Annotated in this window: 21 protein-coding genes; 7 read left to right on the plus strand and 14 right to left on the minus strand. The window is 66.4% G+C overall.

Features of this window, described 5'->3' with window-relative positions; all coding sequences use genetic code 11:
- The first annotated feature begins 16 nt into the window (after positions 1 to 16).
- The gene (locus NBRGI_RS37055) at positions 17 to 1,150 is read left to right on the plus strand and encodes a LuxE/PaaK family acyltransferase (protein WP_029901956.1); all 1,134 of its coding nucleotides are present in this window, start codon (positions 17 to 19) and stop codon (positions 1,148 to 1,150) included.
- The gene (locus NBRGI_RS37060; RefSeq protein WP_081878389.1) at positions 1,147 to 2,154 is read left to right on the plus strand and encodes a hypothetical protein; all 1,008 of its coding nucleotides are present in this window, start codon (positions 1,147 to 1,149) and stop codon (positions 2,152 to 2,154) included. The genes NBRGI_RS37055 and NBRGI_RS37060 overlap by 4 nt, the downstream gene beginning before the upstream one ends.
- Here the strand turns inward: NBRGI_RS37060 and NBRGI_RS37065 are convergent.
- The 3 genes from NBRGI_RS37065 to ahcY all read right to left on the minus strand — a co-directional run bounded on the left by NBRGI_RS37065 (position 2,112) and on the right by ahcY (position 6,058).
- Positions 2,112 to 3,542: a cation:proton antiporter gene (locus NBRGI_RS37065; protein ID WP_029901960.1), complete on the minus strand. Its 1,431-nt coding sequence runs from the start codon at positions 3,540 to 3,542 to the stop codon at positions 2,112 to 2,114. The two genes, NBRGI_RS37060 and NBRGI_RS37065, sit on opposite strands and share 43 nt — an antisense overlap.
- A gap of 70 nt (positions 3,543 to 3,612) precedes the next feature.
- Positions 3,613 to 4,476, minus strand: coding sequence for an adenosyl-fluoride synthase (locus NBRGI_RS37070; RefSeq protein ID WP_029901962.1), 864 nt, complete (start codon positions 4,474 to 4,476; stop codon positions 3,613 to 3,615).
- Between the two features lie 127 nt (positions 4,477 to 4,603).
- Positions 4,604 to 6,058: an adenosylhomocysteinase gene (gene ahcY / locus NBRGI_RS37075; RefSeq protein ID WP_029901964.1), complete on the minus strand. Its 1,455-nt coding sequence runs from the start codon at positions 6,056 to 6,058 to the stop codon at positions 4,604 to 4,606.
- A 232-nt stretch (positions 6,059 to 6,290) separates the two neighbouring features.
- Here ahcY and mtnP point away from each other — a divergent pair, with 232 nt between their 5' ends.
- Positions 6,291 to 7,169 carry an S-methyl-5'-thioadenosine phosphorylase gene (mtnP, locus tag NBRGI_RS37080; protein ID WP_029901966.1) on the plus strand — a complete coding sequence of 293 codons (879 nt, stop codon included), beginning with the start codon at positions 6,291 to 6,293 and terminating at the stop codon, positions 7,167 to 7,169.
- 35 nt (positions 7,170 to 7,204) lie between these two features.
- Positions 7,205 to 7,780, plus strand: coding sequence for an adenine phosphoribosyltransferase (locus NBRGI_RS37085; protein WP_029901968.1), 576 nt, complete (start codon positions 7,205 to 7,207; stop codon positions 7,778 to 7,780).
- Here NBRGI_RS37085 and mtnA read toward each other — a convergent pair.
- Complete coding sequence (gene mtnA, locus NBRGI_RS37090) at positions 7,750 to 8,754, minus strand: S-methyl-5-thioribose-1-phosphate isomerase (protein WP_029901971.1); 1,005 nt, start codon at positions 8,752 to 8,754, stop codon at positions 7,750 to 7,752. The genes NBRGI_RS37085 and mtnA overlap by 31 nt on opposite strands.
- A gap of 197 nt (positions 8,755 to 8,951) precedes the next feature.
- Here mtnA and NBRGI_RS37095 point away from each other — a divergent pair, with 197 nt between their 5' ends.
- Positions 8,952 to 10,799 carry a fluorothreonine transaldolase gene (locus NBRGI_RS37095; RefSeq protein ID WP_029901975.1) on the plus strand — a complete coding sequence of 616 codons (1,848 nt, stop codon included), beginning with the start codon at positions 8,952 to 8,954 and terminating at the stop codon, positions 10,797 to 10,799.
- 6 nt (positions 10,800 to 10,805) lie between these two features.
- Here the strand turns inward: NBRGI_RS37095 and NBRGI_RS37100 are convergent, their stop codons facing one another.
- Entirely contained in the window at positions 10,806 to 11,381 is a 576-nt protein-coding gene (locus NBRGI_RS37100; protein WP_029901977.1) for a helix-turn-helix domain-containing protein, read from the minus strand.
- A 58-nt stretch (positions 11,382 to 11,439) separates the two neighbouring features.
- Entirely contained in the window at positions 11,440 to 12,390 is a 951-nt protein-coding gene (locus NBRGI_RS37105; RefSeq protein ID WP_029901980.1) for a DMT family transporter, read from the minus strand.
- 540 nt (positions 12,391 to 12,930) lie between these two features.
- Between NBRGI_RS37105 and NBRGI_RS37110 the strand changes: the two genes are divergently transcribed.
- Both NBRGI_RS37110 and NBRGI_RS44625 read left to right on the plus strand, forming a co-directional pair.
- A complete protein-coding gene (locus NBRGI_RS37110) occupies positions 12,931 to 13,605 on the plus strand; it encodes a response regulator transcription factor (protein ID WP_081594068.1) in 675 nt (224 codons plus the stop codon).
- Positions 13,606 to 14,049, plus strand: a complete 444-nt coding sequence (locus NBRGI_RS44625; RefSeq protein WP_051728324.1) for a universal stress protein — start codon at positions 13,606 to 13,608, stop codon at positions 14,047 to 14,049. It abuts the gene before it with no gap.
- A gap of 304 nt (positions 14,050 to 14,353) precedes the next feature.
- Here the strand turns inward: NBRGI_RS44625 and NBRGI_RS37125 are convergent, their stop codons facing one another.
- The 8 genes from NBRGI_RS37125 to NBRGI_RS37160 form a co-directional block, all read right to left on the minus strand.
- Positions 14,354 to 14,869, minus strand: a complete 516-nt coding sequence (locus tag NBRGI_RS37125) for a YbaK/EbsC family protein (RefSeq protein WP_029901987.1) — start codon at positions 14,867 to 14,869, stop codon at positions 14,354 to 14,356.
- 191 nt (positions 14,870 to 15,060) lie between these two features.
- Positions 15,061 to 15,531 carry an OsmC family protein gene (locus NBRGI_RS37130; RefSeq protein ID WP_029901989.1) on the minus strand — a complete coding sequence of 157 codons (471 nt, stop codon included), beginning with the start codon at positions 15,529 to 15,531 and terminating at the stop codon, positions 15,061 to 15,063.
- A gap of 9 nt (positions 15,532 to 15,540) precedes the next feature.
- Positions 15,541 to 17,262, minus strand: coding sequence for a glucosaminidase domain-containing protein (locus NBRGI_RS46925; RefSeq protein WP_029901991.1), 1,722 nt, complete (start codon positions 17,260 to 17,262; stop codon positions 15,541 to 15,543).
- 18 nt (positions 17,263 to 17,280) lie between these two features.
- Entirely contained in the window at positions 17,281 to 19,362 is a 2,082-nt protein-coding gene (locus NBRGI_RS37140) for a hypothetical protein (protein WP_029901993.1), read from the minus strand.
- A 53-nt stretch (positions 19,363 to 19,415) separates the two neighbouring features.
- Positions 19,416 to 20,738 (minus strand): hypothetical protein, encoded by a 1,323-nt coding sequence (locus NBRGI_RS37145; RefSeq protein ID WP_235211232.1) that lies wholly within the window; start codon positions 20,736 to 20,738, stop codon positions 19,416 to 19,418.
- A 25-nt stretch (positions 20,739 to 20,763) separates the two neighbouring features.
- Positions 20,764 to 21,303 carry a hypothetical protein gene (locus NBRGI_RS37150; protein WP_029901997.1) on the minus strand — a complete coding sequence of 180 codons (540 nt, stop codon included), beginning with the start codon at positions 21,301 to 21,303 and terminating at the stop codon, positions 20,764 to 20,766.
- Positions 21,304 to 21,325: 22 nt separating this feature from the next.
- Positions 21,326 to 22,576, minus strand: coding sequence for a hypothetical protein (locus NBRGI_RS37155; protein WP_029901999.1), 1,251 nt, complete (start codon positions 22,574 to 22,576; stop codon positions 21,326 to 21,328).
- Positions 22,576 to 24,993 (minus strand): hypothetical protein, encoded by a 2,418-nt coding sequence (locus NBRGI_RS37160; RefSeq protein WP_235211233.1) that lies wholly within the window; start codon positions 24,991 to 24,993, stop codon positions 22,576 to 22,578. The genes NBRGI_RS37155 and NBRGI_RS37160 overlap by 1 nt, the downstream gene beginning before the upstream one ends.
- Between the last annotated feature and the right edge of the window lie 21 nt (positions 24,994 to 25,014).

Consider the following 25,014-nt stretch of genomic DNA (forward strand, 5'->3'; position numbering starts at 1 on the left):
CGATCGAGGGCAGACCATGACTACGCACGCCAAGGTCACCGTCATCGACTCTATTCGGGCGATCGATGATCTGATCCATCAGCGCGACGATGCTTTCACACTCGCCGGGGCGGAGCTCGAGGAACTCCGCGACGAAGTGATGCGCGCCGCGGTCCGCCACCACTGGCAGTACTGCGCAGCCTACCGGCGTTATGCCGAAGCCAATGAATGGTCGCCGGCCCGGCTGGACCGGCCCGGTTTCATCGAGTCGTTGCCGCTGATACCGGCCTCGGTGTTCAAGCGTCGCGACGTTTCGAGCTGCGCGCCCGAAAAAGTGGTGCAGGTCTGCACCAGCAGCGGCACCCGAGGTACGAAAAGCCGGATATATCGCGACGGAACCACACTGGAGCGTTTTGTCGGCAGCATCGAACAGGGTAGCCGGCTCGCGCTACCGAATCCCGAGATCGAACGGCAGCTGTTCGTGCTCGGTCCGGACACCACTGAAGCCGGCGATCTCTGGTTCTCCTACGTACTCAGCATCGTGGATCTGCTGCATCCCACCCGATTCTGCGTCACCGCAGGCATTTTCCGGATCGATGAGGTGATCGCGGCGTTGCTCGACGAGTCGATCGACCGGCCGGTGATCGTCGGACCACCCGCCTTGGTCCGGGATCTCGCGGCAGCACTGCGCGAACGCGGCATCGATCCCCGCCTCGGCGCGCGCAATGGTCTCGTCATCACCGCGGGCGGCTGGAAGCGCGCGAACACGACGGCGATGTCGCGGCGGGACTTCGAGGAATTCGTTACGGCCGCTTTCGGTTTGGCCGGCGAAGCGCCGATCCGCGACTGCTACAACGCGGTCGAGCTGAACACGGTGCTGTTCGAATGCCGGTTCCGCGCCAAACATCTGCCCGCTTGGTTGCACACGAGCGCACGTGACCCGGCGACGATGCGGCCGCTGCCGCCGGGCGAGGTCGGCGTGCTCGCGTTCTGCGACGCCTCCCCCACCAGCTATCCGGGCTTCGTGGCGACCGATGATCTGGGCTCGGTATCGCGCGAGGGCAGCTGCCCGTGCGGCAACGACTCCGCGGTGCTCACCGTGCTGCGCCGCATCACGACGGCCGAAACTCGCGGCTGCGCCCTACGACTCGACGCCGAGGTCATCCGATGACGACCGCACCAGTAGGACAACGCCGTTCGACCACTCCGGTGACCGTGCGCTCGGAGTGGTTCGAACTGCCCACCCCGCGCGGCATGCTGCGTGGCCTGCACCAATACCAGCCCGACAACCACGATCCGGTCGGACGAGTCATCGTGGTCCCACCGTTCGGCACGGTGATGCGGCGCGGCCGTGCCATCGCCCTCTACTTTCTCCTCAACGGGTTCGATGTCATTCGCTACGACCCCACCAATCATGTAGGCGAAAGCGACGGAACTATCCGGGATTTGACCCCCGATGCCCTTGCCGCGGACCTCGCGCTGGTGCACGACTGGGTCGCGAGCTGCGGCCCGCGCAGCGGGCCCGCCGCCCTGTTCACCGCGAGTATCGCCGCGCGCATCGCATTCGCGACGGCCGCCCGGTCGAGTCGGCGTCCGGTCGCGATCGGCGCGATCTCAGCCGTGGTCGACCTGCGGGCCACCATCGCGGCGGCCAACGACCAGGATTTCATCGGGCAGTGGCTGCGCGGCGAGCAGACCGACCCGGACCGCACCGCGCTCGTGCTCGACCACGAGGTGAAATGGCGGTTCGTCCAGCGGTTGATCGAATTGGGCTGGCACACCACCGAATCCACCCGAGCCGATGTCCGATCGCTCGGCTCCGTGCCGATGCTGGCGGTCCAGGGCAGCCGCGACTCCTGGGTCGATCCGCGCGCCGTGGAGTACGCCTTGCGCGACCACGCGTCGGCCGCCATCGTCGTGCTGTCCGATGCCACGCACGAACTCAACACCGCGTATGCCCGCACGGCGCTCGCCGAACTGGTTCGCTTCTTCCGGCCCGCGCACGCGGCCGACGATCCCGTCCTCGCCCCGACCTTCGCGCATGTCGTCGCGCAGAACAAGGGCGAGCGACAGATCGACCGGTCGCAGCCGGACGGTTTCGCCGTGGAGGTCACCCATTGCGCACCGTTCGACTACGACTTGGGCCCGGGCGCCTCCTCGGCCCCCACCACATGATCGGCCGCGCCGGTACCGCCGTGGGTCGCCGCGGTACCGTTGTGCGGTGTCGTCGCACCATGATTCGAGGCCCGGACGAGCGGCGCCGGACGTAGTGTTCTCGGGAACGCGTAATCCAGCCACATGCCGGCCAACGAGGACGTCACGATGGAGAGCACCACGATGCTCGTGAAGAATTCCTCGTTGATGAGGCCCGCGGACAACGTGACGGTGGCCAGCACGATTCCCGGGCCACCACGCGCGTTCAGCGCGACGGCGAAATTCTTCGCTTGCCGGTTCGATTCGCCCGCCGCGCGCGCGGCGGCCCAGATGCTGAGCCCCTTGACCGCGGTTGCCGTCAGCAAGAAGACGGCGAAGAACACGAGGTCGAAATTGCGTGCCAGATCGAGTTGCATGCCCACACCGGCGAAGTAGATCGGGATGAAGAACGCCAGCGAGAAGCTCTTGATCGTATCCCACGCGCCCGCGTCCGGCACCGGCGCATTCTTTCTATTACCGTGCGGCGCGGTGACATCGGAGGAGGCGATCCCAGCCAAGAGCGCGCCGAAGATGGCGTTGATCCCGAGGAATACACACGCCAGAACCAGCGCGAGTGCGAATACCAACCGGAACGCGATCGGGCTCGCCTTCGCCATCAGATTCGCCCTGCTCATGGCCAGCCGGTTGAACAACCATTTGCCGGCCAGCAGCAGCACCGATATGAAGACCAGGCTGACGATCACCTGATACGCCATCGCACCCGTACCGTCCAGGTGCAGTAGCGAGCCGAGCCCGAACGTCTTCTGGTCGCTCTGGACCAGGCTGAACGTCACGGCGAGCGCCACATACAACACGACGTCCTCGAGCAGCGCGACCGCGAGGACGACCCGGGCGAAACTGGTGTTGAGCAACCCGAGGTCGAGCATTATTCGCGAGATGACCGGAATGCTGGTGACCGCGAAGGCGATTCCGAAGATCAGGGCGAAGGTGGCATCGGTCCCGTGCGGGCCGGAGTAGTCGGCGTGGTCGAGCGCGAGGGCCACCCCGACCCCGAGCACCATCGGAATCACCAGCCCGGCTGCGGCCAGCGCCGCCACGGTGCGCTGTTTGCCCGGATTGCGATAGGTCATGACCTCCCGCCCGGCCAGGAACATCAGCAGCAGCAGTCCGAACTCGTTGAGCATTTGGATTCCGGCATGGACGACGCCGTCGGCGGGGAACAGTTGGCTCGCCACACCGGGCGCCACCTGCCCGAACACCGTGGGCCCCAGGAACAATCCACCGAGGATCTCCCCGATTACCGGCGGCTGGCGCAGTTTCGCACAGATCTGCGCGCCCAGGTGGGCGGCGACGAGGATGATGATCAGCGCGGCGAACAGACTGGCGAAATCGCCACGGGACAGCGACATTTGACCCTCCTTACAGGCCGATGCCGGCGGCCTGCCGGAACTTGTCCAGCCGACCGCCGACAGTGCTGGATCAGTCCACCTTGACCTGCACGCTGATACCGGCGTTGAGGTTGTAGGGATAGGCCAGACTCGCCGCGTTGCGCGCCAACGCCAGATAGCCGCGGCTGGACAGATACGCGACCGCCGCGCCGACTTCCCCCGCGTCGGCGAAGGTCGGGCTCAGCGGCAACTCGAACGGCAGCACGCCGTCGAGGGTGATCCGCAGCTCGGTGCCGTACCCGACACCGAGCTTCTCCAGATCGGTGCGATGAATGTTGGTCCAGACGTTGCCGAACGGATGATCGATGTTGGTCACGTACCCGAGGAGTTCGTTGTCGGCGACGAGTTCGGGATCCTTGCGTTCGAATCGGACGATCTCGTCGTCGGCGAGGCGTCGCCCGACCTTTTCCAGCGGGAAGCCGGCGGCGAGATGCGCCGACGGCAGCGCGACCATCTCACGGCTGTAGAAGGTAGGTTCCGGCTGCTCCGGAATGACCTCGGGCGAGGACACCTCGTAGGCCTCCAGATACCCGTGCTCCTTGATGACCGTGGTGAGCAAGCCGTTGTTCGGCGCGATGTAGATATAGGAACCTTCCTTCCGTTCGAAGCCCGCGCCCGAACCGGCCCACTGTCCGCGGGCGCCGCCCTTGGAGGCGTGCGCGATCCGCAACGCGACCGAGCGCGCGGTGGTGCCGGTCGCCGGGTATGTCGTAGTCGCGAACACCGTGCCCTCGGGGAACAAGCGCGGCAGATCGACGATGTACCGTGCGCCCTCCTCCACGTCCCACGGCTGCATGGTGTGACAGATGTCCACGATCGTGACATCCGGGCACACGCTGAGCATCAACCCCTTGCATTGCGCCACCGAATCATCGGTGATGCCGAGGTCGCTCATGAAAGCGATAATTGGGCGGCGACCATTTGCTGTTGTCACTGACCCGCTCCTTCTGTATTACTTTGCGGTGAATTCCGCCACCTCCGCGGGCGGAAATCTCGATGCCCGGTAGCCGCCCGGGCGGGCGTCAGTAGCGGTACTGCTCCGGTTTATACGGACCTTCGATCGGAATATCGAGATAGTCCGACTGCCGAGGCGTCAAGGTCGAGAGCCGGGCGCCGAGAGCGGGCAGATGCAAACGCGCGACCATTTCGTCCAGTCGCTTCGGCAGCGTGTACACACCTACCGGGTATTGCGCCGACTTGGTGAACAGTTCGATCTGAGCCAGCACCTGATTCGCAAAACTGTTGCTCATGACGAACGACGGATGGCCGGTGGCGTTGCCGAGATTGAGCAGCCTGCCCTCCGACAGGACGAGCACGGCATGACCGTCCGGGAAGATCCACTTGTCGACCTGCGGCTTGATGTTCTCCTTGCGCACGCCCGCGATCCGAGCCAGGCCCGCCATGTCTATCTCGTTGTCGAAGTGGCCGATATTGCCGACGATCGCCTGATGCTTCATGGCCGAGAGATGGTCGGCGGTGATCACGTCCACATTCCCGGTGGCGGTGACGAAGATGTCCGCGAACGCGACCACGTCGTCGAGCGTGGCCACCTGGAAACCGTCCATCACGGCCTGCAGGGCACAGATCGGGTCGATCTCCACCACCACGACGCGGGCCCCCTGCCCGTGCAGCGCCTCCGCGCATCCCTTGCCCACGTCCCCGTAACCGCAGACGACAGCAACCTTTCCGCCGATCAGCACGTCCGTGCCGCGATTGATGCCGTCGATCAGCGAGTGCCTGATGCCGTACCGGTTGTCGAACTTCGACTTGGTGACGGAATCGTTGACGTTGACCGCCGGGAACAGCAACGCGCCGCTGTTCGCCATCTGATAGAGCCGGTGGACACCGGTCGTGGTCTCCTCCGTGACACCGCGGATACCCGCGGCCAGGTCGGTCCACCTGCGCGGGTGGGCGGCCAGCGAGGCCCGCAGCAGCGCATCGATCACCTCGTCGTCGGCCGACCGCTCGGCACCGGGATCCGCTACGGCGCCCACCTTTTCGGCCTCGACCGCCCGATGCACCAGCATCGTGGCGTCACCGCCGTCGTCGAGCAGCATGTTCGGACCCGCGCCGTCGGGCCAGTCGAGCATCTGCTCGGTCGCCCACCAGTATTCGTCGAGGGTTTCACCTTTCCAGGCGAACACCGGGACACCCCGCGGGGCCTCGACCGTGCCCGACGGCCCGACGACGGTGGCGGCGGCCGCGTGATCCTGCGTGGACAGAATATTGCAGCTCGCCCAGCGCACCTGGGCGCCGAGCGCCGTGAGGGTTTCGATCAGCACCGCGGTCTGCACGGTCATGTGCAACGAACCGGAAATCCGGGCACCGGTCAGTGGTTTGCTGTTCGCATACTGTTCGCGCAGAGCCATGAGGCCCGGCATCTCGTGCTCGGCGAGTTCGATTTCCTGGCGCCCGAAATGGGCAAGTGATAGATCGGCGACCCGATAAGAGAATTCAGTTGTCACGGCCAACTCCATAAATGCTCGACCACTGTCCGTACTGACGATAGGGCGACGTACCGTCCAAGACAACGCAGATCAGCGGGGCAACCAGAAGATACGACGGCAAGCAATTGGTGACACACCGTAATATGTAGCAAATTGCGCCGATCGGCACATCGCGGGACGGATCGGCCCGCCGATATCCTGAATATCGTTGTCAGACAGTTCAGGCGCGCCTAAATCAGAAAAAAACTCCGGGACGGATACCATGGTTCACTCTGCGGCAGAAATCGAACTCGGCATCATCGGCGGCAGCGGGTTGTACGACCTGGAAACGCTCGCCGACCGCCGCGAAGTCGCCCTCACCACGCCCTACGGCGACCCGAGCGACAAGGTCGGCGTCGGCGTGCTCGACGGGCGACCCATCGCCTTCCTCGCCCGGCACGGCCGCGGCCACCGCTACCTGCCGGCCGAAGTGCCCGCCGCGGCCAACATACACGCGCTCAAGCAACTCGGGGTCCAGCGCATCCTCAGCATCAGCGCCGTCGGCAGTCTGCGCGACGAGATCGAGCCGAGCCATCTGGTAGTGCCCGATCAGCTCATCGACCTGACCCGGCACCGCCGATCCACCTTCTTCGGGACCGGCCTCGTCGCCCACATGCCGCTGGGCGACCCCTTCTGCCCGGTGCTGCGCGCCGCGCTGACCGACGTCGCCGCGTCGACCGGTGCGTCCGTGCATCGCGCGGGCACCTACGTCTGCATCGAAGGGCCGCAGTTCTCCACCAGAGCCGAATCGGGGCTCTACCGAACCTGGGGTGCCGACATCATCGGCATGACCGCGGCCACCGAGGTCAAACTCGCGCGAGAGGCCGGAATCTGTTTCGCCACATTGGCATTGGTCACCGATTACGACTGCTGGCGCACCGAAGGGCCGTCCGTCACCGCGGATATGGTCGCGTCGGTGATGCGGGCCAACATCGCGACGGCCAAGGACATCATCCGCAAGTTCGCCGCGTCGTCCGACGGCACGGCGCGCGACTGCGAGTGCGCCGACGCGATGCGGCACGCCGTCATGTCGGACCCCGCGGGCGTACCCGGCGACACCGCGGACCGGGTCGCGCTCTTCGCCGGAAAACAGCTGCGGTGATTCCCTTCCCGACTCCCGAGACCGCAGGATTCGTCATGTCCGATACCGTCGACTATTCGACCACCCCAGACCGCACCGACGACCGGCTCCGCGCCGACGTCGCCGACCTCATCCGGGCCTATCCCGATTTCCCTTCGCCCGGTGTGCTTTTCCAGGACCTCTGCCCGGTCATCGCGACCCCCACGATGACCGCCCGGATCGCCAGGGCGGCGATCCGCCATTTCGCCGGCGCCTTCGACATCGTCTTGGCGGTAGAAGCGCGCGGCTTCGTCTTCGGTGCCGTGCTGGCCCAGGAATCGGGCAGCCCGCTGGTGCTCGCCCGCAAATCGGGCAAGCTGCCGGGCAGGGTGTACCGCGTCAGCTACGACCTCGAATACGGCCGGGCGGCGCTCGAGTTGCAATGCGATGTCCTGCCCCCGTCCGCACGCGTCCTGCTCGTCGACGACGTGCTGGCGACCGGCGGAACACTCTCCGCCGCAGCGGAACTGGTGGAACTCGCGCACGGAACCGTGGCGGGATACGCGGTGGTCGCCACGCTCACCGAGCTCGGCGGATCCGCCCGGCTCTGGCGATACCGGGGCTACTGCACGCTGACCCTGCCGACCGACTGACCCGACGGCGTGATCACCCGATCCTCGGTGACGATCGCGGCGACGAGATCGGCGGGTGTCATATCGAACGCCGGATTGTGGGCGGTGCTCGTCGCGGGAGCGATGCGCGCACCGTTCAATTCGAGCACCTCGGTCGCGGCACGCTCCTCGATCGGCACCTGGGCACCGGTCGGGCAGGTCGGATCGAGCGTCGCTTCGGGCGCGGCGACGACGAACGGGATCCCCGCGCGCTGTGCCGCCAAGGCGTGGCTCAGCGTGCCGACCTTGTTGACCACGTCGCCGTTGGCCGCGATCCGATCCGCACCGACTACCACTGCGTCGACCCGGCCGTGCACGATGATCCCCGCGGCCGCGCCGTCCACGATGACGGTGTGCGCGATCCCGGCCCGGCCGAGTTCCCACGCGGTGAGCCTGCTGCCCTGCAACAGCGGCCGAGTTTCACAGGCGTACACCAGCTCCAGCCGGTTCGCCGCGTTCAACGCGCCGATGACCGACAGCGCGGTTCCGCATTCGACACCGGCCAGCGCACCCGCGTTGCAGTGCGTCAAAATCCGGCGGGCGCCTGCTAGCAGGTCGGCGCCCCGCGCGCCGATCGTTCGATTGGCGGAAACGTCAGCGTCTCGCACGGCCAACGCCGCGGCGAGGACCGCGTCCAGACCGCCGTCCCGAACCGTTCGCACCTGTTCTACGCCCCACGCGAGATTGACTGCCGTGGGTCGTGCGGCGGTCATGGTCACGGCGGCCGCATCGAGTGCGCGCTCGATCGATTCGCCGGCTTCCGCGGCCCGCAGCGCGGCGAGCGCCATACCGAACGCACCCGCTACACCGAGCGCCATCGCGCCGCGCACCGCGAGCCGGGCGATCTCGCCCGCGAGCTGCGCGGCGGTGCTCACCGTGACGACCGCTTCCCGATGTGGCAGCAACGTTTGATCGATAATGATTACTTTTCCGTCGACCCAGTCGATTGTCCGCATAGGATCACTCTCCGGCCGCGGCCGGATTCCGTCAACGACGGGACATCGGCCATAGCCGAACGGCCATGTGCCAGAAGCCTTTCAGGACACACAGATGGAACGTTCGTCGTATTGCTCTGCCGCAGTGTGGATTACTAATATCGACCATGAGAAACTGCCGAAACGCAGGGGCAGTTTCTCTCGCCGATCGGAGTGAAATGACTGAGCTCAGTAACGATACTCCCCTGTCGCTTACCGCAATTCGGGACCTGGTGACCCGTGAGGAGGTGGACAACGAGCAAGTGCTGCATCTGACCGCGAACGAAACGGTGCTTTCCCCGTTCGCACAGAACGTGCTGTCCACCAAATTGGCGAACCGTTATCTGCTCGAACATCTCGACATGCGGCTGGACTCTCCGTCGCGCCTCAACAACTTCCTCTATCGCGGACTCAACCGAGTGAACGCCATAGAGCAATCCGCGACCCAGGTCTGCCGCGAGCTCTTCGGTGCCGAATATATCGAATTCCGTTGCCTTTCCGGCTTGCACGCTATGCAGACAACCTTTGCCGCACTGTCCCAGCCCGGCGACAAGATCATGCGCATTTCCACCAAAGACGGCGGCCACTTCCTGACCGAGCTCATGTGCCGGTCGTTCGGCAGGCGCAGCACTACCTACGCGTTCGGCGACCTGTGCACCATCGACCTCGAGCGGACCCGGGAGATATTCGAGCGCGAACGGCCGTCGCTGCTGTACATCGACGCCATGAACTACCTCTTCCCGTTTCCGCTCCGGGAACTGAAGCAGATCTGCGGCGACGTCCCGCTGATCTTCGACGCCTCGCACACCCTCGGGTTGATCGCGGGCGGGCAGTTCCAGGATCCGCTGGCCGAAGGCGCCGACATTCTGCAGGCCAACACGCACAAGACCTTCTTCGGACCGCAGAAGGGACTCATCCTCGGCAAGAGCCGCAGCCTGATGGAGCGGATCACCTATACCCTTTCGAACGGCATGGTGAGCAGCCAGCACACCGCTTCGACGCTCGCGCTGTTCATCGCCCTGCACGAGATGTACGAGGATGGGCACGAATACGCGGCTCGGGTGATCGAAAACGCCAGGCATCTGGCAGGTTTGCTCCACGAGCGCGGGATCCCCGTGCTCGCCGCGGATCGCGGATTCACCCAGAACCACATGTTTTTCATCGACACCCGGTCGCTCGGCGCCGGCCCGATGTTGGCCAAGAAGCTGCTCGACGCGAACATCTCGGTGAATCGCTCGATCGCGTTCGAGCACATCGATACGCTGCGACTCGGCGTCCAGGAGATCACGCGGCGGGGATACAGCGGCGCCGATCTCGAACGGATCGCCGGCTGGATCGAACGCTTGCTGCTCCGGGACGCGAACCCGGAATCGGTCGCGCGTGATGTCGCGACATTCGTTGTCGGCAGGCAGAATATTCGCTACTGCGGTAAGAGCGCGGGTCCGCGCCGCGCACCTCGCGGCAAGCCGTCGCCTACGGCCCCGGCTCGGCCGCGCTGGGTCAACATCAGCCTGACGAAAGCCGACAATCGTTGCACCCCAGAGACGGTCGAGGCCGTCCGCGCCCTCGGCGAGGCCGCCGCGGTGTTCGAGCACCAGACCGATTCGGCAGGCAACATCAGCGTCCGGACGAACGGTCACACCTTCGTCTCGGCGAGCGGTTCCTACCTCAAAGATCTGGCGCCGCATGATTTCGTCGAACTGGTCGACTTCTCGGACTGGACGCTACGCTGCGAGGGCGCCGGGCCGCCGTCGGCGGAGAGCTACATGCACTATCTGGTGCGAACATCGGTGGATGCGCGCTACATCGTGCACAACCACTACATCCCGGGTGAGGAGATCGCCGACCTGGACGTGCTCGTCATCCCGCCCAAGGAGTACGGAAGCGTGCAGCTCGCGGAGGCGGTCGCGAAGGCTGCGCCGCGCAGCCACATCATCTACATCCGGCGCCACGGGCTGGTGTTCTGGAGCGATACGCTCGAGGAGTGCACCGCCCTGATGGCCAAGGTGGCGAGCCGGCGGATCTGACCCGCCCTACCAGCCGGAGACCGGATAGGTCATGACCAGCACGGCCTCGACATTGTCGGTCGTCGCCTCGTAGAAGTGCGGCACGTCGGCACCGAACACCACAAAATCGCCCGCCGCAGCGTCACATGGCGTGTCGACGGCTCCGACTCGCAAACCGCCCTTGGCCACGTGCAGATGCTCCACCGTGCCGACCGTGTGCGCCGGGCTGTCGATCCGGTTGCCCGCCTTGCGGATTCGGATCCGCCAGACCTCGACGTACACGCCGGCGCCGACGCGCTGCAGGAGTTCCTGTTTGCTGTAATCCGGCTCGGACGTGCCGGGCCGCAGCGTTGCCCTGGTGGGCGCCGTCGCGACGATGAGGTCGCCGAGCGGCAGCCGCAGCGCCACCGCGATGGCGGACAACGTGTCGATCCGCGGATTACCCGCGCCCGATTCCAACGTGGACAACGTGGCCTTGCTGATTCCGGCCTGCCGGGCGAGCTCCGCCGCCGACATGCCCCGCGCCTCCCGCATCCTGCGGATCTGTGCACCGATGGCGGCGGCGGCACTGTCCAGCTTGGCGCTATCTGCTAGATCGGACATCGACCACCGTTCGCTAGATTGTGCCGCTGGGCCCAATCTAACGTACCGGGCTGGGCGATTACGGTCCGGCTCCGGTGGTGTCGGGCCCGGTCCGCAACGGATGACGGCTCGGTTCGGCGACGATGCGAGCCGGCACGTTCCGTGCTCCTTCGAGAGTGCGCCCGACGATCGCGGAACCGACCACCAGCGCGCCACCTATCATCTGCACGACGGTGAGCTGCTCACCGGCCAGCAGCACCGCGAAAAGGGTCGAAAAGACCGGCTCCGTACAGAGAATCAAGCCGACCCGGGTAGAGCTCGTCCGGCGTGCACCACGGAGCTGGGCGAAGAACGCGAACGACGTGCCGATCACGCCGAGATAGACGATCAGCAGCCAATTCGATCCGCTCACCGCGCCGGCCAGGCGCCACATCGGCGCACCCGTCAGCACCGAGGTCCCCGTCGCCAGCAGCAGCACCACGACGAACTCGATCAGGGTGATGTTCACCAGCGACTGGTTCTGCCCTTCGGAACTGCGGCCGAACAGGGTGATCTGGGTGGCCCTGATCATCGCCGCGGCCAAGATGATCAAGTCTCCGCTCTGCGGATGGAATCCACCCTTCGACAACAGCAACAGACCACAGCCGACGAGCGCGGTGACCGTAGCGAGATAGACCGGAAGCGGTTGTGCCCGACGACTGAGCAGGCGTTCGAGGACCGGCACGAGCACCACGGAAACGGTGATCAGAAATCCGGAGTTGGCGGCCGAAGTATGCAGCACGCCAATTGTTTCCAAGATCAGAATGCCGTAGAGCATGAACCCGAAGGCGATGCCGTTGCGCACCTCGGAAGAGGTGAGCTGAGGCAGCGTGCGCAACGCGAGCAGCGCGATGACCGGTATCGCCGCCGCGAAACGCAGCGCGAGAAAGCCGGCCGCGGGCACCGCACTGCCGACCGTCTGCATGACGACGTAGCTGGAACCCCAGGTGATCGCCACCAGCAAGATGGACAGATCCGTCAGGGCCACCATCGACCCTGGTTGTGACGCGTCCCCACCCCGCATCGTGGTACACCGCCCCCTCGATTGCCAAATATTTGCCGACTTCGACTGACGTACAGCATATTAGGCAGAATCGTACAGTTTGTTGCACTCTGGGCTCTGCCCCCAATTCCGGTGTCAGCGGTAAGTTGTAGCGCCCGCTGCTACCTCGTGCACCCTTGCGACTGCCCAGTCCCATAAGTCACACTGGCTATCGGACATGCAGCGCGGAATGTTCGGGTCACTCGGGTCGCCGTGATCGTCGCTTGCCGGCGGACCAGATCATCCATGGGGGTCACCGTGGTTTGCCAGGTGAATGCTCGGCGGTCAGTCGAGGCTATCCGGCAGCACGTCGGCCTGCATGCGGGCATCGAGCGATCCCATTCTCACGCCGGCCCTACAGTCCACACTCGAGCCCTGGCTGCACGAGTGCCGGGACGGCGTTCACCGCACGGGCGCGCACGTTCGACCTAGGGGCGCGCACCAGCCTCCCTAGTTTTGATACACAGCACGAAAGCGGGGGCAGATTTGATGGTTGCACCGGCAGGTATACGACTGGTAGTCGTCGATGAACATGTGTTGTATCGGCACGGAATTGTGGAAATTCTTTCCCACGAACACGATATGGAAGTCGTCGGACAATGCGGTGAGCGCGATGTCGAGGCGACACTCGAGCGGCACCGGCCGGATATCGCGATCATCAGTATCAGCCAATACGAGCGGCGACCGGAACGTTGGATACGCAGCGTCCTGCTGAGCACGCCCAGCGCGGTCGCGGTGATCATCTTGGGCGACCGGGACACTCCGCGTGGTATCGGCGATCTGATCGCAGCGGGCGCAGGCGGATACGTCTGGAAGAACTCGACCCGGGAGGAATTGATCAGCGCGGTACGCAAGATCTTCGAGAACCCCGAGCAGGTGGTCTTGTCGGTCACCCGAGGCATGCTGCAAGGTCTGGGGAGCGGGGACGGAGCCATACTCTCCACCCGGGAACGAGAGGTGCTGACGCTCGTCGCCGCGGGTCTGAAGAACTCGCAGATCGCCGATCGGCTGTATCTGGCGGAAGGTACCGTCAAACGGCATCTGACGAATATCTACGCCAAACTCTCGGCCTCCTCACGCGTCGAAGCAATAAAACAGGCAATCGCCCTGGACCTGCTTTCGGTCGAGGCGATACTCGAGCCCGACGCCTCCAGGCAGCGATGAATGCCGCGCCGAGCCACTGCGATCGTCGTCGGCATAGCCGAAAGACCCACTGCCTTCGCCGCTCTCGATGCGGCCGCCGGTCTGTCCCGCGATCTCGCGGACGAATTGCATGTAGTGCACGCCATCGATCTGGGCGACTATCCGGTGGATCCCGATATCGATGACTGGGAAAAACGGGCAGACGCGAAACAGGCGACCCTGCGGGCGCGCGCCGCCGCCGCGCTCTACGATTATCGCTCGATCGGGTGGACATATCATGCTCGACGCGGCGCACCGGAGCGAGTCCTGCTCGCCGTCGCGCACTCGGTAGGCGCCAGGATGATCGTCATCGGCTCGCATCCGCATTCGTTTCTCGGCTATCACTACGGTGGTTCCGTGTCGCGTGCGCTGCTGCGCCAGCACGAATATCCGATACTCCTGGTCTCCGAGCACAGTCAGGCCTGAGTGCGCGCTCTCGGACCGCAGCGCCGGGCACGGCCGGACTACGCCCGACCGTGCCTGGCCTTGTGGAACAACACACCTCGGAGACGGTTCGTACCGACCAGCGCGACGCGGCGGACATCCGCCAAGCCGTGGCCTGCAGGTAACACGCCCGTGTGGTCCCCGACTGCGCGCATCGCGTGCAATTCGGCGCAGACACGCTCGACGTCACGGTCGACGAAATTCGTCGAGCCCGCCAGGTGGCCCCTGTCGGTTTCTTTGGTAGTCATCACAGACCTCCGAGATGTACGTTCTGTCGGCAATCGGGTTACGTCATCGCCTCGCCCATGGCCACCTCGTACTGCGCGATCTTCTCGGTCCGCGGTTGGGCCAACCGCACGTAGTCGCCGGTACGCAACGCCATCGACCGATCGAGCCGGGCCGCGTTGAAATACAGCTCGGGGATGTCGAGTACACCAGGGTCGACGATGAGTTCGAGATCGGGATGAAACGAGAAGGGCAGAATCGTGCCCGCCACCGAACCGGAGAGATTCTCGGCGATGTCAGGGGTGGCAAAAGATACATAGGTGCCGTCGAAGAGCGCGCGCACCGCGGTGAGGTCGACCTTTGCGTCACCCGGCACCACCGCCAAGACGTACCGCTTGTTCTTCTTGCCGATCTTCACCATCACCACCATGCATTTCGCCGCATCGTGCAAGTCGTTGCCGCGCATCGGACTGACCAGGTCGGTGCGGCCCTCCGGTTCATGATCGATCAATCGATACTGTGCCGAACCTGCGTCGAGGAACTCGATGAGGCGCTGGTAGGGATCACTCTGGGTCATGCGAACCTTTCTGAGTCGACGAAGACCAACGCGTGCACAACCTCCAGGCACAGCACATCCCGGCAGGTGTGGTGCGATAGGCGAGCGTTTAGTAAAACGAACGATACCGACTACTATACTTTACGCCACCGGCGCGGCGATAGTCCGCGCTTACCGTCGAATATCCACTGCCGCTTCGGTTTACCGAAGCCTCAGATGCCGGCGACCTGCGGTTCGCAACGGATGTCGAAGTTGACGGAGTTGGCGATGAAACAGAGGTCGTGCGCGCGCTCGTGCAGCGCGAGCGCGCGGTCCCGGTGCTGCGCATCGGTGATCCGCGCCCGGGGCCGCAGTACTACCTCGGCGAAGCGCCCACCGCCCGCGGGGTCTTCGACCATGGTGCCCGACGGGTGATCGGTGTATTCGGTGACCACGATCCCCGCGCGGGCGCACAGCACGAGGTACCAGAGCATGTGGCACTGCGACAGCGAGGCCACCAGCAGTTCTTCCGGATTCCACTGTTCGGGTGCGCCGCGGAACGCCGGATCGGCCGTGCCCAGGATCGGCGGTTTGCCCTCGGCGCTGACGATATGCGATCGCTCGAAATCCCGGTACCCGCTGGTGCCCGTGCCGGTGTTACCGGTCCAGGTCACGTCCAGCGCGTACTCGTGCGCCTTGGCCATCCGCCACCCCTACGGCACTTTCTCGATCAACTTCATCACACCCGTCAATGTCGCAGCATAGCTCGGTTCGGTGGCGTAGCCCGCGGCCGCCACTTCGCGGGCGAACGCATAGGGATCGCCGGTGTGCGCGAACGCTTTCGCGTACCGGGGCTGCAACAGCACCTGCGCGTGGCCGTCGAACGACTGAGCCGGGGAGGCATAGGCCCGGAACCACGCGCGTACGACGTAGTTGTAGCGCCCGTCGGGCCGTGGTGTCACCGAGATGATCCCGGGATAGCTTCGCACGTTCGGGGTGTTGTGCACCTCCGTGGTCGTGCACAGCTTACGTTGGGCCTCCGGCACTTTCGCGCTCGCTTTGATACCGAAGAAGTTGTTGCCGCAGGCCTTAGCGCCCCAACCGGTTTCGAGCGCGGCCTGGCCGAGGGTGACCAGCCACGGTATGCGACTGCGGGTTTCGTTCGCCTGCGCGTGCGGACGGTACTTGCGCACGAAATCCACCACGTGGGCGGGCACCCGGCCGCTGGGCCGCGGCCCGGGTTTCGGCGTCGGCGCGGGCGCGCTACCGCCGCCCAGACCGGGAACCGGTCCGGCGAACAGCGGACTCGGCGACCGCGCACCTTCCCAGCTGAGGTCGACATGGATGTGATCGGTGTGCGGGTTGCTGCCACCGTACGGGCGCCAACCCTGCGCACGGTACTGCCAGCCCCACTGCCGTCGATTCCAAATGATGTACGCCACTTGCAATTCCACCGCATTCGCCTGCAACCAGGCGAGGTAGGCCTCGACCTGCGCCCGATGCGCCGGGTCCGCCGCGTTCGCGTACAGGTCGATCGAACGCCCCTCGCCGTGCAGCGACGGGGTCCCGAAAGTCGTTGCCCGGCAGTTGAAGGTACCCGCCTGGCGGCCGGTGAGCCGCTTCCACTGATTCGCCATCGCGCGGGCGCCCGGCTGCTCCCCCGTCGCGCACTTGGTGAACGAACCGCGCCGCACGATGCCTGCGGCACGATCGGGCGTCCGGGTCGGCGTGGGCGTGGGGGTAGGCGTAGGTCCCGGCTTCGGCGTCGAACCGTTCTGGCGATACCGCCGTACATGCGCGAGTGCGGCCGCGTTGGCCGGACCGGTCAGATACGTCCAGGTGTCGGGGCGTCCGCGCACGTCGACGTGCGCGAAATTGCCGCCGACGCCGAGCGCGATATCGTTGCCGCAGGCGTCGATCGCCAGTTCCGCGATCTGTAGCCCGGTGAGACCGGCGATGGTGATGTCGGCGGCTTGTCCGCTGCAATGCCTACTGAGCGTGGGCTTTTGCCCGCGCGCCCGGTAGACGGCGACATTGCTCGCCCAGGACCGGTAGCCCGAGGTGATCCGCACCGGCTTTCCCGCCCGATCGCGGATCGCTTGCAGACAGCGGACCAGCGCCGGCGAGATGCGGGCCCGGTCAGCGGGTCGTCCACCGCTGCTGACGAGTTCACCGACGGTGAAGTTCGGCGCCAGCTTCTTCGCCCGAACCTGCGGGCCGGTGTCGTAGAGCGGCAGACCGGTACTGTTCGGATCCCAATGCTCTTGCCCGGCGGCAGACGGGCCGGGCCGGGCGGTGAGCACCAGCCCCGACGGGAAACTTTCGGCCTCGAAAGCCGCCGCGGCACCGGCGACGCTCTCATCGAACTCGTGCTGCTCGACGGCACCGGATTCTTCGGCTTCGCTGTGCACAGGCCACTCGGCTACGACGCTCATCGCTTGCCTCCCCACCTCTCAGTAGGTGCTCTGGTGGATGGGGCGGCGTTCCCGCGGCGGACGCGCCGGTGTCACAGGACGCGCCCCCAGGTCCGCGAGGGTGACCACGGTGCTGCCGCTGGTCCAGAAATTCTTCGCCTGCCCCCGCGCGACGAGCTCCACGCACGCGGCGTGCGCGCATTGGCTCACGCCGGGGCGGGCGGGATGGAATTCGTAGTAGTCCAGCATCGAGATCTCGATCCGGGTGGCGGGCTTCTTGCGCCAGTCCTTGGGCGCCGGCGGCAGCACCCGCCACTGCACGCAGTCGATCGCGCCATACGCGAATTGCAGGTCGCTGTTGCGATACTCGCTCTGCTCGATCCGGGTGAAACCGATATCGCCGCCGCGCGCGATCGACTTGCGGATCTTGTCCCGCACGCCGGCCGAGCGCTTGATCATGTCCGCCACGTCGATGGTCACCTCGGTACCGCTGGCGCCGAGGAAATGCGCGAACAGCCGGGCCGCCAGCGGGCCTGCCGCGATCACGCGGGCCATCGAAAAGAGCGCCACATCGCGCGGATCGCCGAACGCGCACGCACAATCGATGGCCGCCTTGGCGTCGAGGCGATGACTGGTCAGGCTGCAGCGCTTGCGGAATCGTTTCTGCATCTCGCTCCAGGGCGCCTCCGGCTTCAGATCGTCCTGGACCGGTTTGCATTTGCCGAGCATCCGGCGAGCGCGCGCGGGCGGCGCTTGCTCCTCGAACGATTCGCTGTCCCGGCACCGGCACCCGCACTCCTGCGCGATCGACTCCCCCGCGTAATCCTCTGATTCCCAATCGGTCTCGCCCCAGTACTCCCCGTCGCCCTCCTGTGGCGTCCACAGCTCGTCGCTGCTCTCGTCGGGAACTTCCCGGCTGAGCACCCCGCCGCTCAGGTTCGCTGACGCGTCGGCGAGCAGCTGCCAGCCGAATCGACGGGGAATATCGTTGTGCGGCACTCGCGTTCGCTCCACCCGGAAGTTCGGCGAACCAGCCGTCCGGACAGCCGCCGCCACCCGTTCGCTGGCCCGCGCGGTGCCTTCCCCGGGGCGGTACAGCACCCGCAGCGCGCCGGTGCCCGCCGCCATGCGCTTGCGCGCCCAGTCGATCAACGCTTTCGGGTCGTTGTACAGCGCGTCGAAGGTGTGCACCTCGTCCGGATCGGTGTGACCCAGGATCGCCATCAGCGCCGCGCCACCGCCGGAGTGCGCGGTCAGGATCAGACGGTTGCGACGCACGGTCGTGCCGGTCGCCGCGCCGAAACGGGCCAGCGCGTCATCGATCAACGCGTGCAGCGCACCGGGTTTCGTGAGCGCCGGGAACGTGTAGCGCGCCGGATTGCCTTTGGGCTGATGGTGGCCACGGGGCAGGATCAGCACCGTCGGCACCGTCCGTCCGGCGGCTCCGGGCTTGGCCGGATCGGTGAAATCCAGTCCGCTGATCGGCTTCTTGTGCTTGACGATGTGCATCGCCGCGCCGTGACCGGAGTAGCCGTGCAAGTGCACGACCACGTCGACCACCGAGGGATCGACCATGCCGTTCCACTCGATCAGCAGATCCGGTGGCGTGCCCGCGTGCGAGCGCAGTTGCGGATGGCGGTGCACGAGCAACCGGCCTGGTGTCACCGCGACGGGCTGGGCGTCTTCGTAATCCGCGTCTTCGTAATCCGCGTCCTCGTAGTCGACTTCCCCGTTGTCGGCTGCCTCGTAATCGGCATCCTCGTAGTCGGCGTTCTCGTAGTCGCCTTCTTCGTAGATCCCGCCTTCGTAGCCGGCGTTCTCGTAGTCCGCTTCGGCATAGTCCGCGGCCTCGAAAGGCGCTAGCTCGCTGTCCACTTCGAAGACCGCGTCCTCCTGGTCCGCGTCCTCGCCGTCGTACTCGGTCCCGTAGGCGTAGTCCGCCTCGACAGCCCCGGCTTCGCCGAACTCGGTGTCGGAACTCTCGTTCTGCCAGCCGGTTTCGCCGTCGTGCTCCAGCGCACCCACGTCCTCGGCGAAGACGTCTTCGCGCGTGGGCCACACGCCGGTCTCGGGCGCCGCCTCGGGCGAAGCGAAGATCGATGATTCGGCAACGGTACTCATATCAGGCTCCAATCGGTATCGCGCGATGGCGAACGACTCGACGTCCCAACGGCTCAGAGCCGTGGGGCAACTCGTCGATGTCCGTTCGTCGCGGCCGCCGCCGGCGCCGCCGGTGCCGAGGGTGCGGTGGTGCCGGACAGCACGCCGGCGGGCAGCAGTTTCGTCGGTTGCGCCGATCGGACCTGATTCGTGCTGCGGCGCATGGTGACCGCCAGATCCTTGACCCGCTCACCGGTGGCCGACTGCCACAGATCGATGATGCGGTTCATCGTCTGGGCGGGGCCGGGCCCCGGCACGCCGGTGGAGCGATACAGCAGCTCGGCCTGGGCCTGTTCGTCGAACACCCCGAGTTCGATCGCCCACAGCAGCGGGGAGACGAGCGTGGCGAGTTCGAACAGTTCGCGCGCCTGCCGCGAGGGCGCCACGCCGACCCGCCTGCCGATCGTCGCGAGCCGATCGGCCGGATTGCCGCCGCTGATACCCGCGTTGGCGCTGAGATCCCGGACCACCGCGCTCTCGTAGTCGAGCGTGAGGTGGAACCAGTTCAGCAGGCAGACGTAGCTGAACTCTTCGCGCGAGAGCATCCCGCCGAGGCGGCGCAGTCGCAGCATCTCCGCCAGGGTCTGGCACAGGTAACCGATGTAACTGGCGTCGGTCGGGTTCGAGCCGGAGGTGTTGCGCTCGTTCTCGATGCCGAGCCAGACCTGGCGCAGCAGTTCGTTCCACATCTCGATGAAACGGATATTGCTCGCGGCGCCCGCGTCTCGCTTCCAAGCCTGGCTGTCCGCGCCGGGCGCCGGATGCGGGAGATCGAGTCCGAACATGCGCCAGTAGGCGTTGCGGCGGTTCACCCGCGCATCGGGCCGCAGCTGACTGGTCAACCCGCCCACCCGGAACAGGGGCGGGTCGCGGAAGAACAGCTCCTCGGTGGCGCGTACCCAGGCCATGGTTTCGACCGAGGGCGCGGGCAGCGTCTCGCCGACCACGTAGCGCCGCACAACCTCTGCGAAGATCTCGACGGCGCCAGTGCTTTCGACCAGATACGCGTAGAACATGTGGTCCCACAGCGGCACCACCTGCGGATCGTTGGTCGGGTTGTAGCCGAGCGGCGGCGGGAACGGTGGTGTGCCCGTGGTGGGCCCGTGCACGCCGGACTTGAACGACTCCTTGATCAAGTTGTCCGGCAGCTGCGTCAACTTGACGGCGGCCGGGTCGCCGAGCGGCACCTTGGTCTCGGTGAAGACCTTGGGCCAGACCGTGATTCCGCCCTGCGCCCAGATCTCGTCCAGCCACCGGCTCAACTGCTCCGGGTGGAAGGTGAAGACCGCGTCGGCGGGTGTCAGCGGGTCGGTGAGCTTGGGGAGTTTGGTAGCCAACTGTCGGAACATGGCGCTGCCTTCCTTAAAGTGCCTGCGGCGAGTCGGAGTACGTGAGCGAGACACCGCCGCCGGACCCGGTGCGGACCGGCCCGTACGTCACGAAGGTGACCGCCCGGACCTGCCCGTCGCAGTCCTGGATCTGCGCCGCGACCGCCTCGGCGGGATATTCGATCGCGAAGGTCGGTTTCGACCCGCAGCCGTCGCCGTTGCCGCCGTCCCTGCGGATCTCGTCGTAGACGTAGAGGATTTCCGGGCCACGAGCACCGCGGTGGATCACGGCGATCCGGTCCGCGTAGTTCGGCAGGGCCTTCTGGAATTCCAGCAGTTTGTGCTCGACGTCGACCAGGGCGGGCAACCGCTGGGTGATCGGGCCTTTCGCCGAGAGGTTGCGCGATTGCAACCCGTATTGCAGCTCCGAGAAGATCGACAGCGTGAAGTCGTTGCCTTCCGCGAGCGTGCTCGGCGCCGCGCTCTCCTGCTGCCGGTACTGCTGAAGTACGCCGGTGAACAACTGGATCAGCTGATCCATGTCCACCGCCGCCTTGCCTGGCTCGTTGTCCATGTCGGTCTCCTATCTCCTACGTTCAGGCGGCGACGCGGTCGCCGCCACCCATCCGGCGCAGCCATGTCTCCATTTCCGATGGCGCGGTGGACGATTCGAGACCGCGCAGCACGGTCAGCGCCAGAATCCGCATCGGCTCGACCCGCTGCAGGTAGGTCGAGGTGTACAGCGAGGCGCCCGCGCGGTCGGCCAGCCGGTTCAGTTCGGCCGGCGACACCCGTCGTGGGTCGGCCAGTGCCGAAAGCGGCACGCCGTGGAAGGCTCGCATCGGCCTGCGCGTGCACACCTCGGCGATCGTGGGCAGCAGCGGCATGCTGGCCGCCACGATCGCGCCCACCTCCGAAGAAGCTTGTGCGAGTGGATGTCTGGCCTGCCAGCGAGCGGCCAGCGCGTCCCACGGGCCCGCGCCGAACCAGCTCCGGCACAACGCCGCGTTGAACTGCACCCGCAGCGCCGAGACCGGATGCGGGTCGCCGAACGGCATCCGGTACACCTGGCTCGACGGACCGTCCACGACGGTCGCCAAGGCCGGCACCGGCGCGTACCCCAGCAAGCTGAAGGCGTAGACGTCGGCCGCCACCTCGGAAGCCCAACCGCGCCAAGCGCGCGCCGCGAGCGAACTGTGCGGCGCCAGGGCGGCATGCAGGGCTGCCGCCAATTCCTTTGTCCAACTGGTCAAATGGGCAACCTGGTGGCCGGTCTCGTGCACCAGGGAGGTCGGCTGCCACAGATTGTGCCGAGTGATCTTGATCGCGGCCGCCGGTGACAGCGAGGCGTCCCAGAGCCGGGCGCCGGAGCGCAGGATCGACGCGCCCATGCCCTTGTCGAGATAGGTGAGCACCGGCGGTGTGTCGATGCCGAGCGGCCGCAGCACCTGATCCATGCTGTGCACGGCCAGGGCGTCCAGCCCGCGCAGCACCGCCGCGGTGCGCGGATTCGTCCTGGTATTCACCGCGTCGCAGTAGAAGTCGACCATGGCTTCCGCGCGGCCGTACCGGCGGCGCAACCTGAGCAGTTCCGCGCGTGCGGTTTTCAGGTCGGCCGGCGTCGTCGCAGCTTTGATCGTGAACAGTGCGCGGTCCGCCTGCGCGGTGAGCGTGCGCGCCTGGCCGGTGAGGCTCGCGCGGACGCTGAGCCCGAGGTAGGACTCCAGTTCGCGCCACGCCACCGGTGACGCGCTGACCTCGAGGTCGCCCAGCGCCGCGCACGCGCGCCGCCAGTGCCGTGCCTCAGCGGCCAGCGCGGCGGTCTCGGTGGCGAATCGGGCGTCCATCACTTCATTCCCGGGATGGCGACGACCTCGGCGACGGGCAGCTGTCCCGAATCCGCCGCTACGCCGGTGAAAGTCACCGTGAGCGTCACGCCGTCCGCCGGATCGGCGACGGCGGCGGCGAACTGGGCGCCCCGCTGCGCAAGATAGGTGGCGATGCCGGTGCTGGTCGCGGCGGTCAGATCGCCGGCCAGTTTCGCCGCCGCGACCGGGTCGGTCGACAACTCGGCTTGCAGCAAGCGCCGCGCGATCCGATAGTGCAGGCGCGGCAGGAAGATCTCGCGCAACGCCGACAGCACGGCGGGCAGATCGCGCTGTCCCGCGGGCGCGGCGCGTTGCAGGCGGGCCTGCATGGCCCGGGCTCGCCGCTCGGACAGCTTGATCACGATCCGCATCCGCTTCGTGGCCGGATCCCAGCGCACCGTGGTGAGCCTGCGCGGCCGACGGCCCTTGCGCGCCGGCAGTTTCGCGACGCGCACACGGAAGTAGCGCTGGCCGGGCACGGGCCGGTAGGCGCCGGGAGCGGTCCCGACCCGGCGGCGGCGACCGAGCGCGGGTTCGCGCAGTAGCAGTCCCGCGGCCTCGGCGGTGAGCGGCTGATATTCCTCCGCGGCGGGTTGCTCTGCCGCGGGCAGGGTTTCATCGCGGGTGAGGTGCCCCAGCATGGTGCCGGGCATGGTCTCGTAGAGGTCGATCTCGGCCTGCACCGGCCACCGATCGACGCCGCGGTCGAGCAGGTAGGACTCCAGCGTGCCACCGTCGTTCCAGCGCACCGCCCGCGCCACCTGCCGCGGGATCGGCACCGCGAAAACCCTGGTGTACTTGCGGAATCGGTAGCGCGGTCCGGTCGAGCGGGGCAGCATCACCCAGAAGCCGCCCTCCTCCGCGGTTTCCCGCTCGGGCAGGTCGGCGCGCAACAGCCGGTCGGGCAGGTATGCGGCCGCGGATTCGGCGAACGCGCGCTGCACCGCGGCACTTACTTGAAGCGGATCGGTGAACGCTTCCTCGGGCAACTCCTCGAGGACGCGCGCCACCGTCGCCTCGACCGCCGAGGCGAGCGCCTCGCCGGGGATCGTATCTTCCTCCTGGCCGGTGGCTTCCAGGCCGAGCGCGGTGAAACCGACCCCGACCACCGCCCGCGCGATCAGGACTGACGGGTCCTGACCCGCGATCTTGCCGATGGTGCGGGCCGCGTCGGGACCGACCATCCCCTTGATCAGCTTCGCCAGCGGCTGCGCGATCAGATTGATCAGCTTCGCCCGCGCCCCGGTCACTTTCAGCCCCAGTTTGAGCAGCGGCCGGATCGCCAGCACCGCCGGGACGAACTGCTCGATCTCGGCGATCGGCGGGTCCTCGCCCGTGTAGGCGCTCAGCTGGGCGGCGAGCCGGGCCCGAGCGTCGTCCAATTCGGCGACCGTATTCGCCTCGGGCTCTTCGGCCTCGGCTTCGTCGTACTCCTGCGCGTCGGCCTCGTCGTGCTCCTCCGCCGTGAACATCGCGAAGAGCTGGTGATCGAAATCCTGCGCCAGCAGCGCCGCCGTGCCGAGTTCGTCTGCGGCCTCGTCGGTTTCGTCCGCGGTCTCGTCGGCGGCCTCGCCGATCCCGAGCCGCTTGGCCAGCATCGGCACCAGCGGCCGGATCTCGGCGGGCAGGATCCGGGTCAGCGGGTTGAGCAGTTTCGCGACGACGCCCTCGAGCAGCGCAAGCCCGATCTTCTTCAGCCGCTGCAGGATCGGCCCGAGCACGTGCTTGCCGACGGCCTGCAATCCGCTCTTGATCGTCTTCAGCCCGCTCTTCGCGACGTTGAGCACGCCCTTCACCGGGTTACGGACGAACCCGACCGCCTGCCGGATCTTCTGCTTGATGACGGACTTGACCTTGCGGGTGATCTTGCTGAGGAAGTTCTCGAACACCTCGGAATCGAGGGCGGCCGGGGCTTGCAGCGAGTCGAGCAGTTCGTCGAGTTCCTGCTCGGCCAGCCCGTGCAGATCCGCGTTCTCCAGCCCGCTCGCGAAGCTGTCGATGGTGCGTTCCCATGCGCTGATCAGCGGTGCGAGCCACTCCTGCAACGACTCCCGGCACTCGGACTCCGAGGGCGGCACCGACCACTGCTGGGCATCGGAGAGCGCCCGCGCGGCTCCTTCGTCGAGCAGTTGCTCGAGCGCCTCGGTGAATTCTTCGTCGTGCAGTGCCGCCAGGAACTCGGTGGCGAGTTGCGACTGCTCGTCCGCCACCGAGTAGCTGTGCTCCCCGAAGGGTGATTCGGTGAACGAGTAGCTTTCGAACGGCGACTCGTCCAGGGCGGCCGTCGGCTGCTCGGCCGCCTCGTCCACCGCCTCGCCGAAGGGCGAGAGCCCGGAAAAGGGCGAGACATATTCCTCGGTAGCACCGCGAGACTCGGTGTATGAGTCACTGCGCATTGTGGTCACCTCCGCAAACGA

The organism is Nocardia brasiliensis IFM 10847, assembly GCF_000710915.1.
In the GTDB taxonomy this organism is placed as follows: Bacteria; Actinomycetota; Actinomycetes; order Mycobacteriales; family Mycobacteriaceae; genus Nocardia; species Nocardia brasiliensis_A.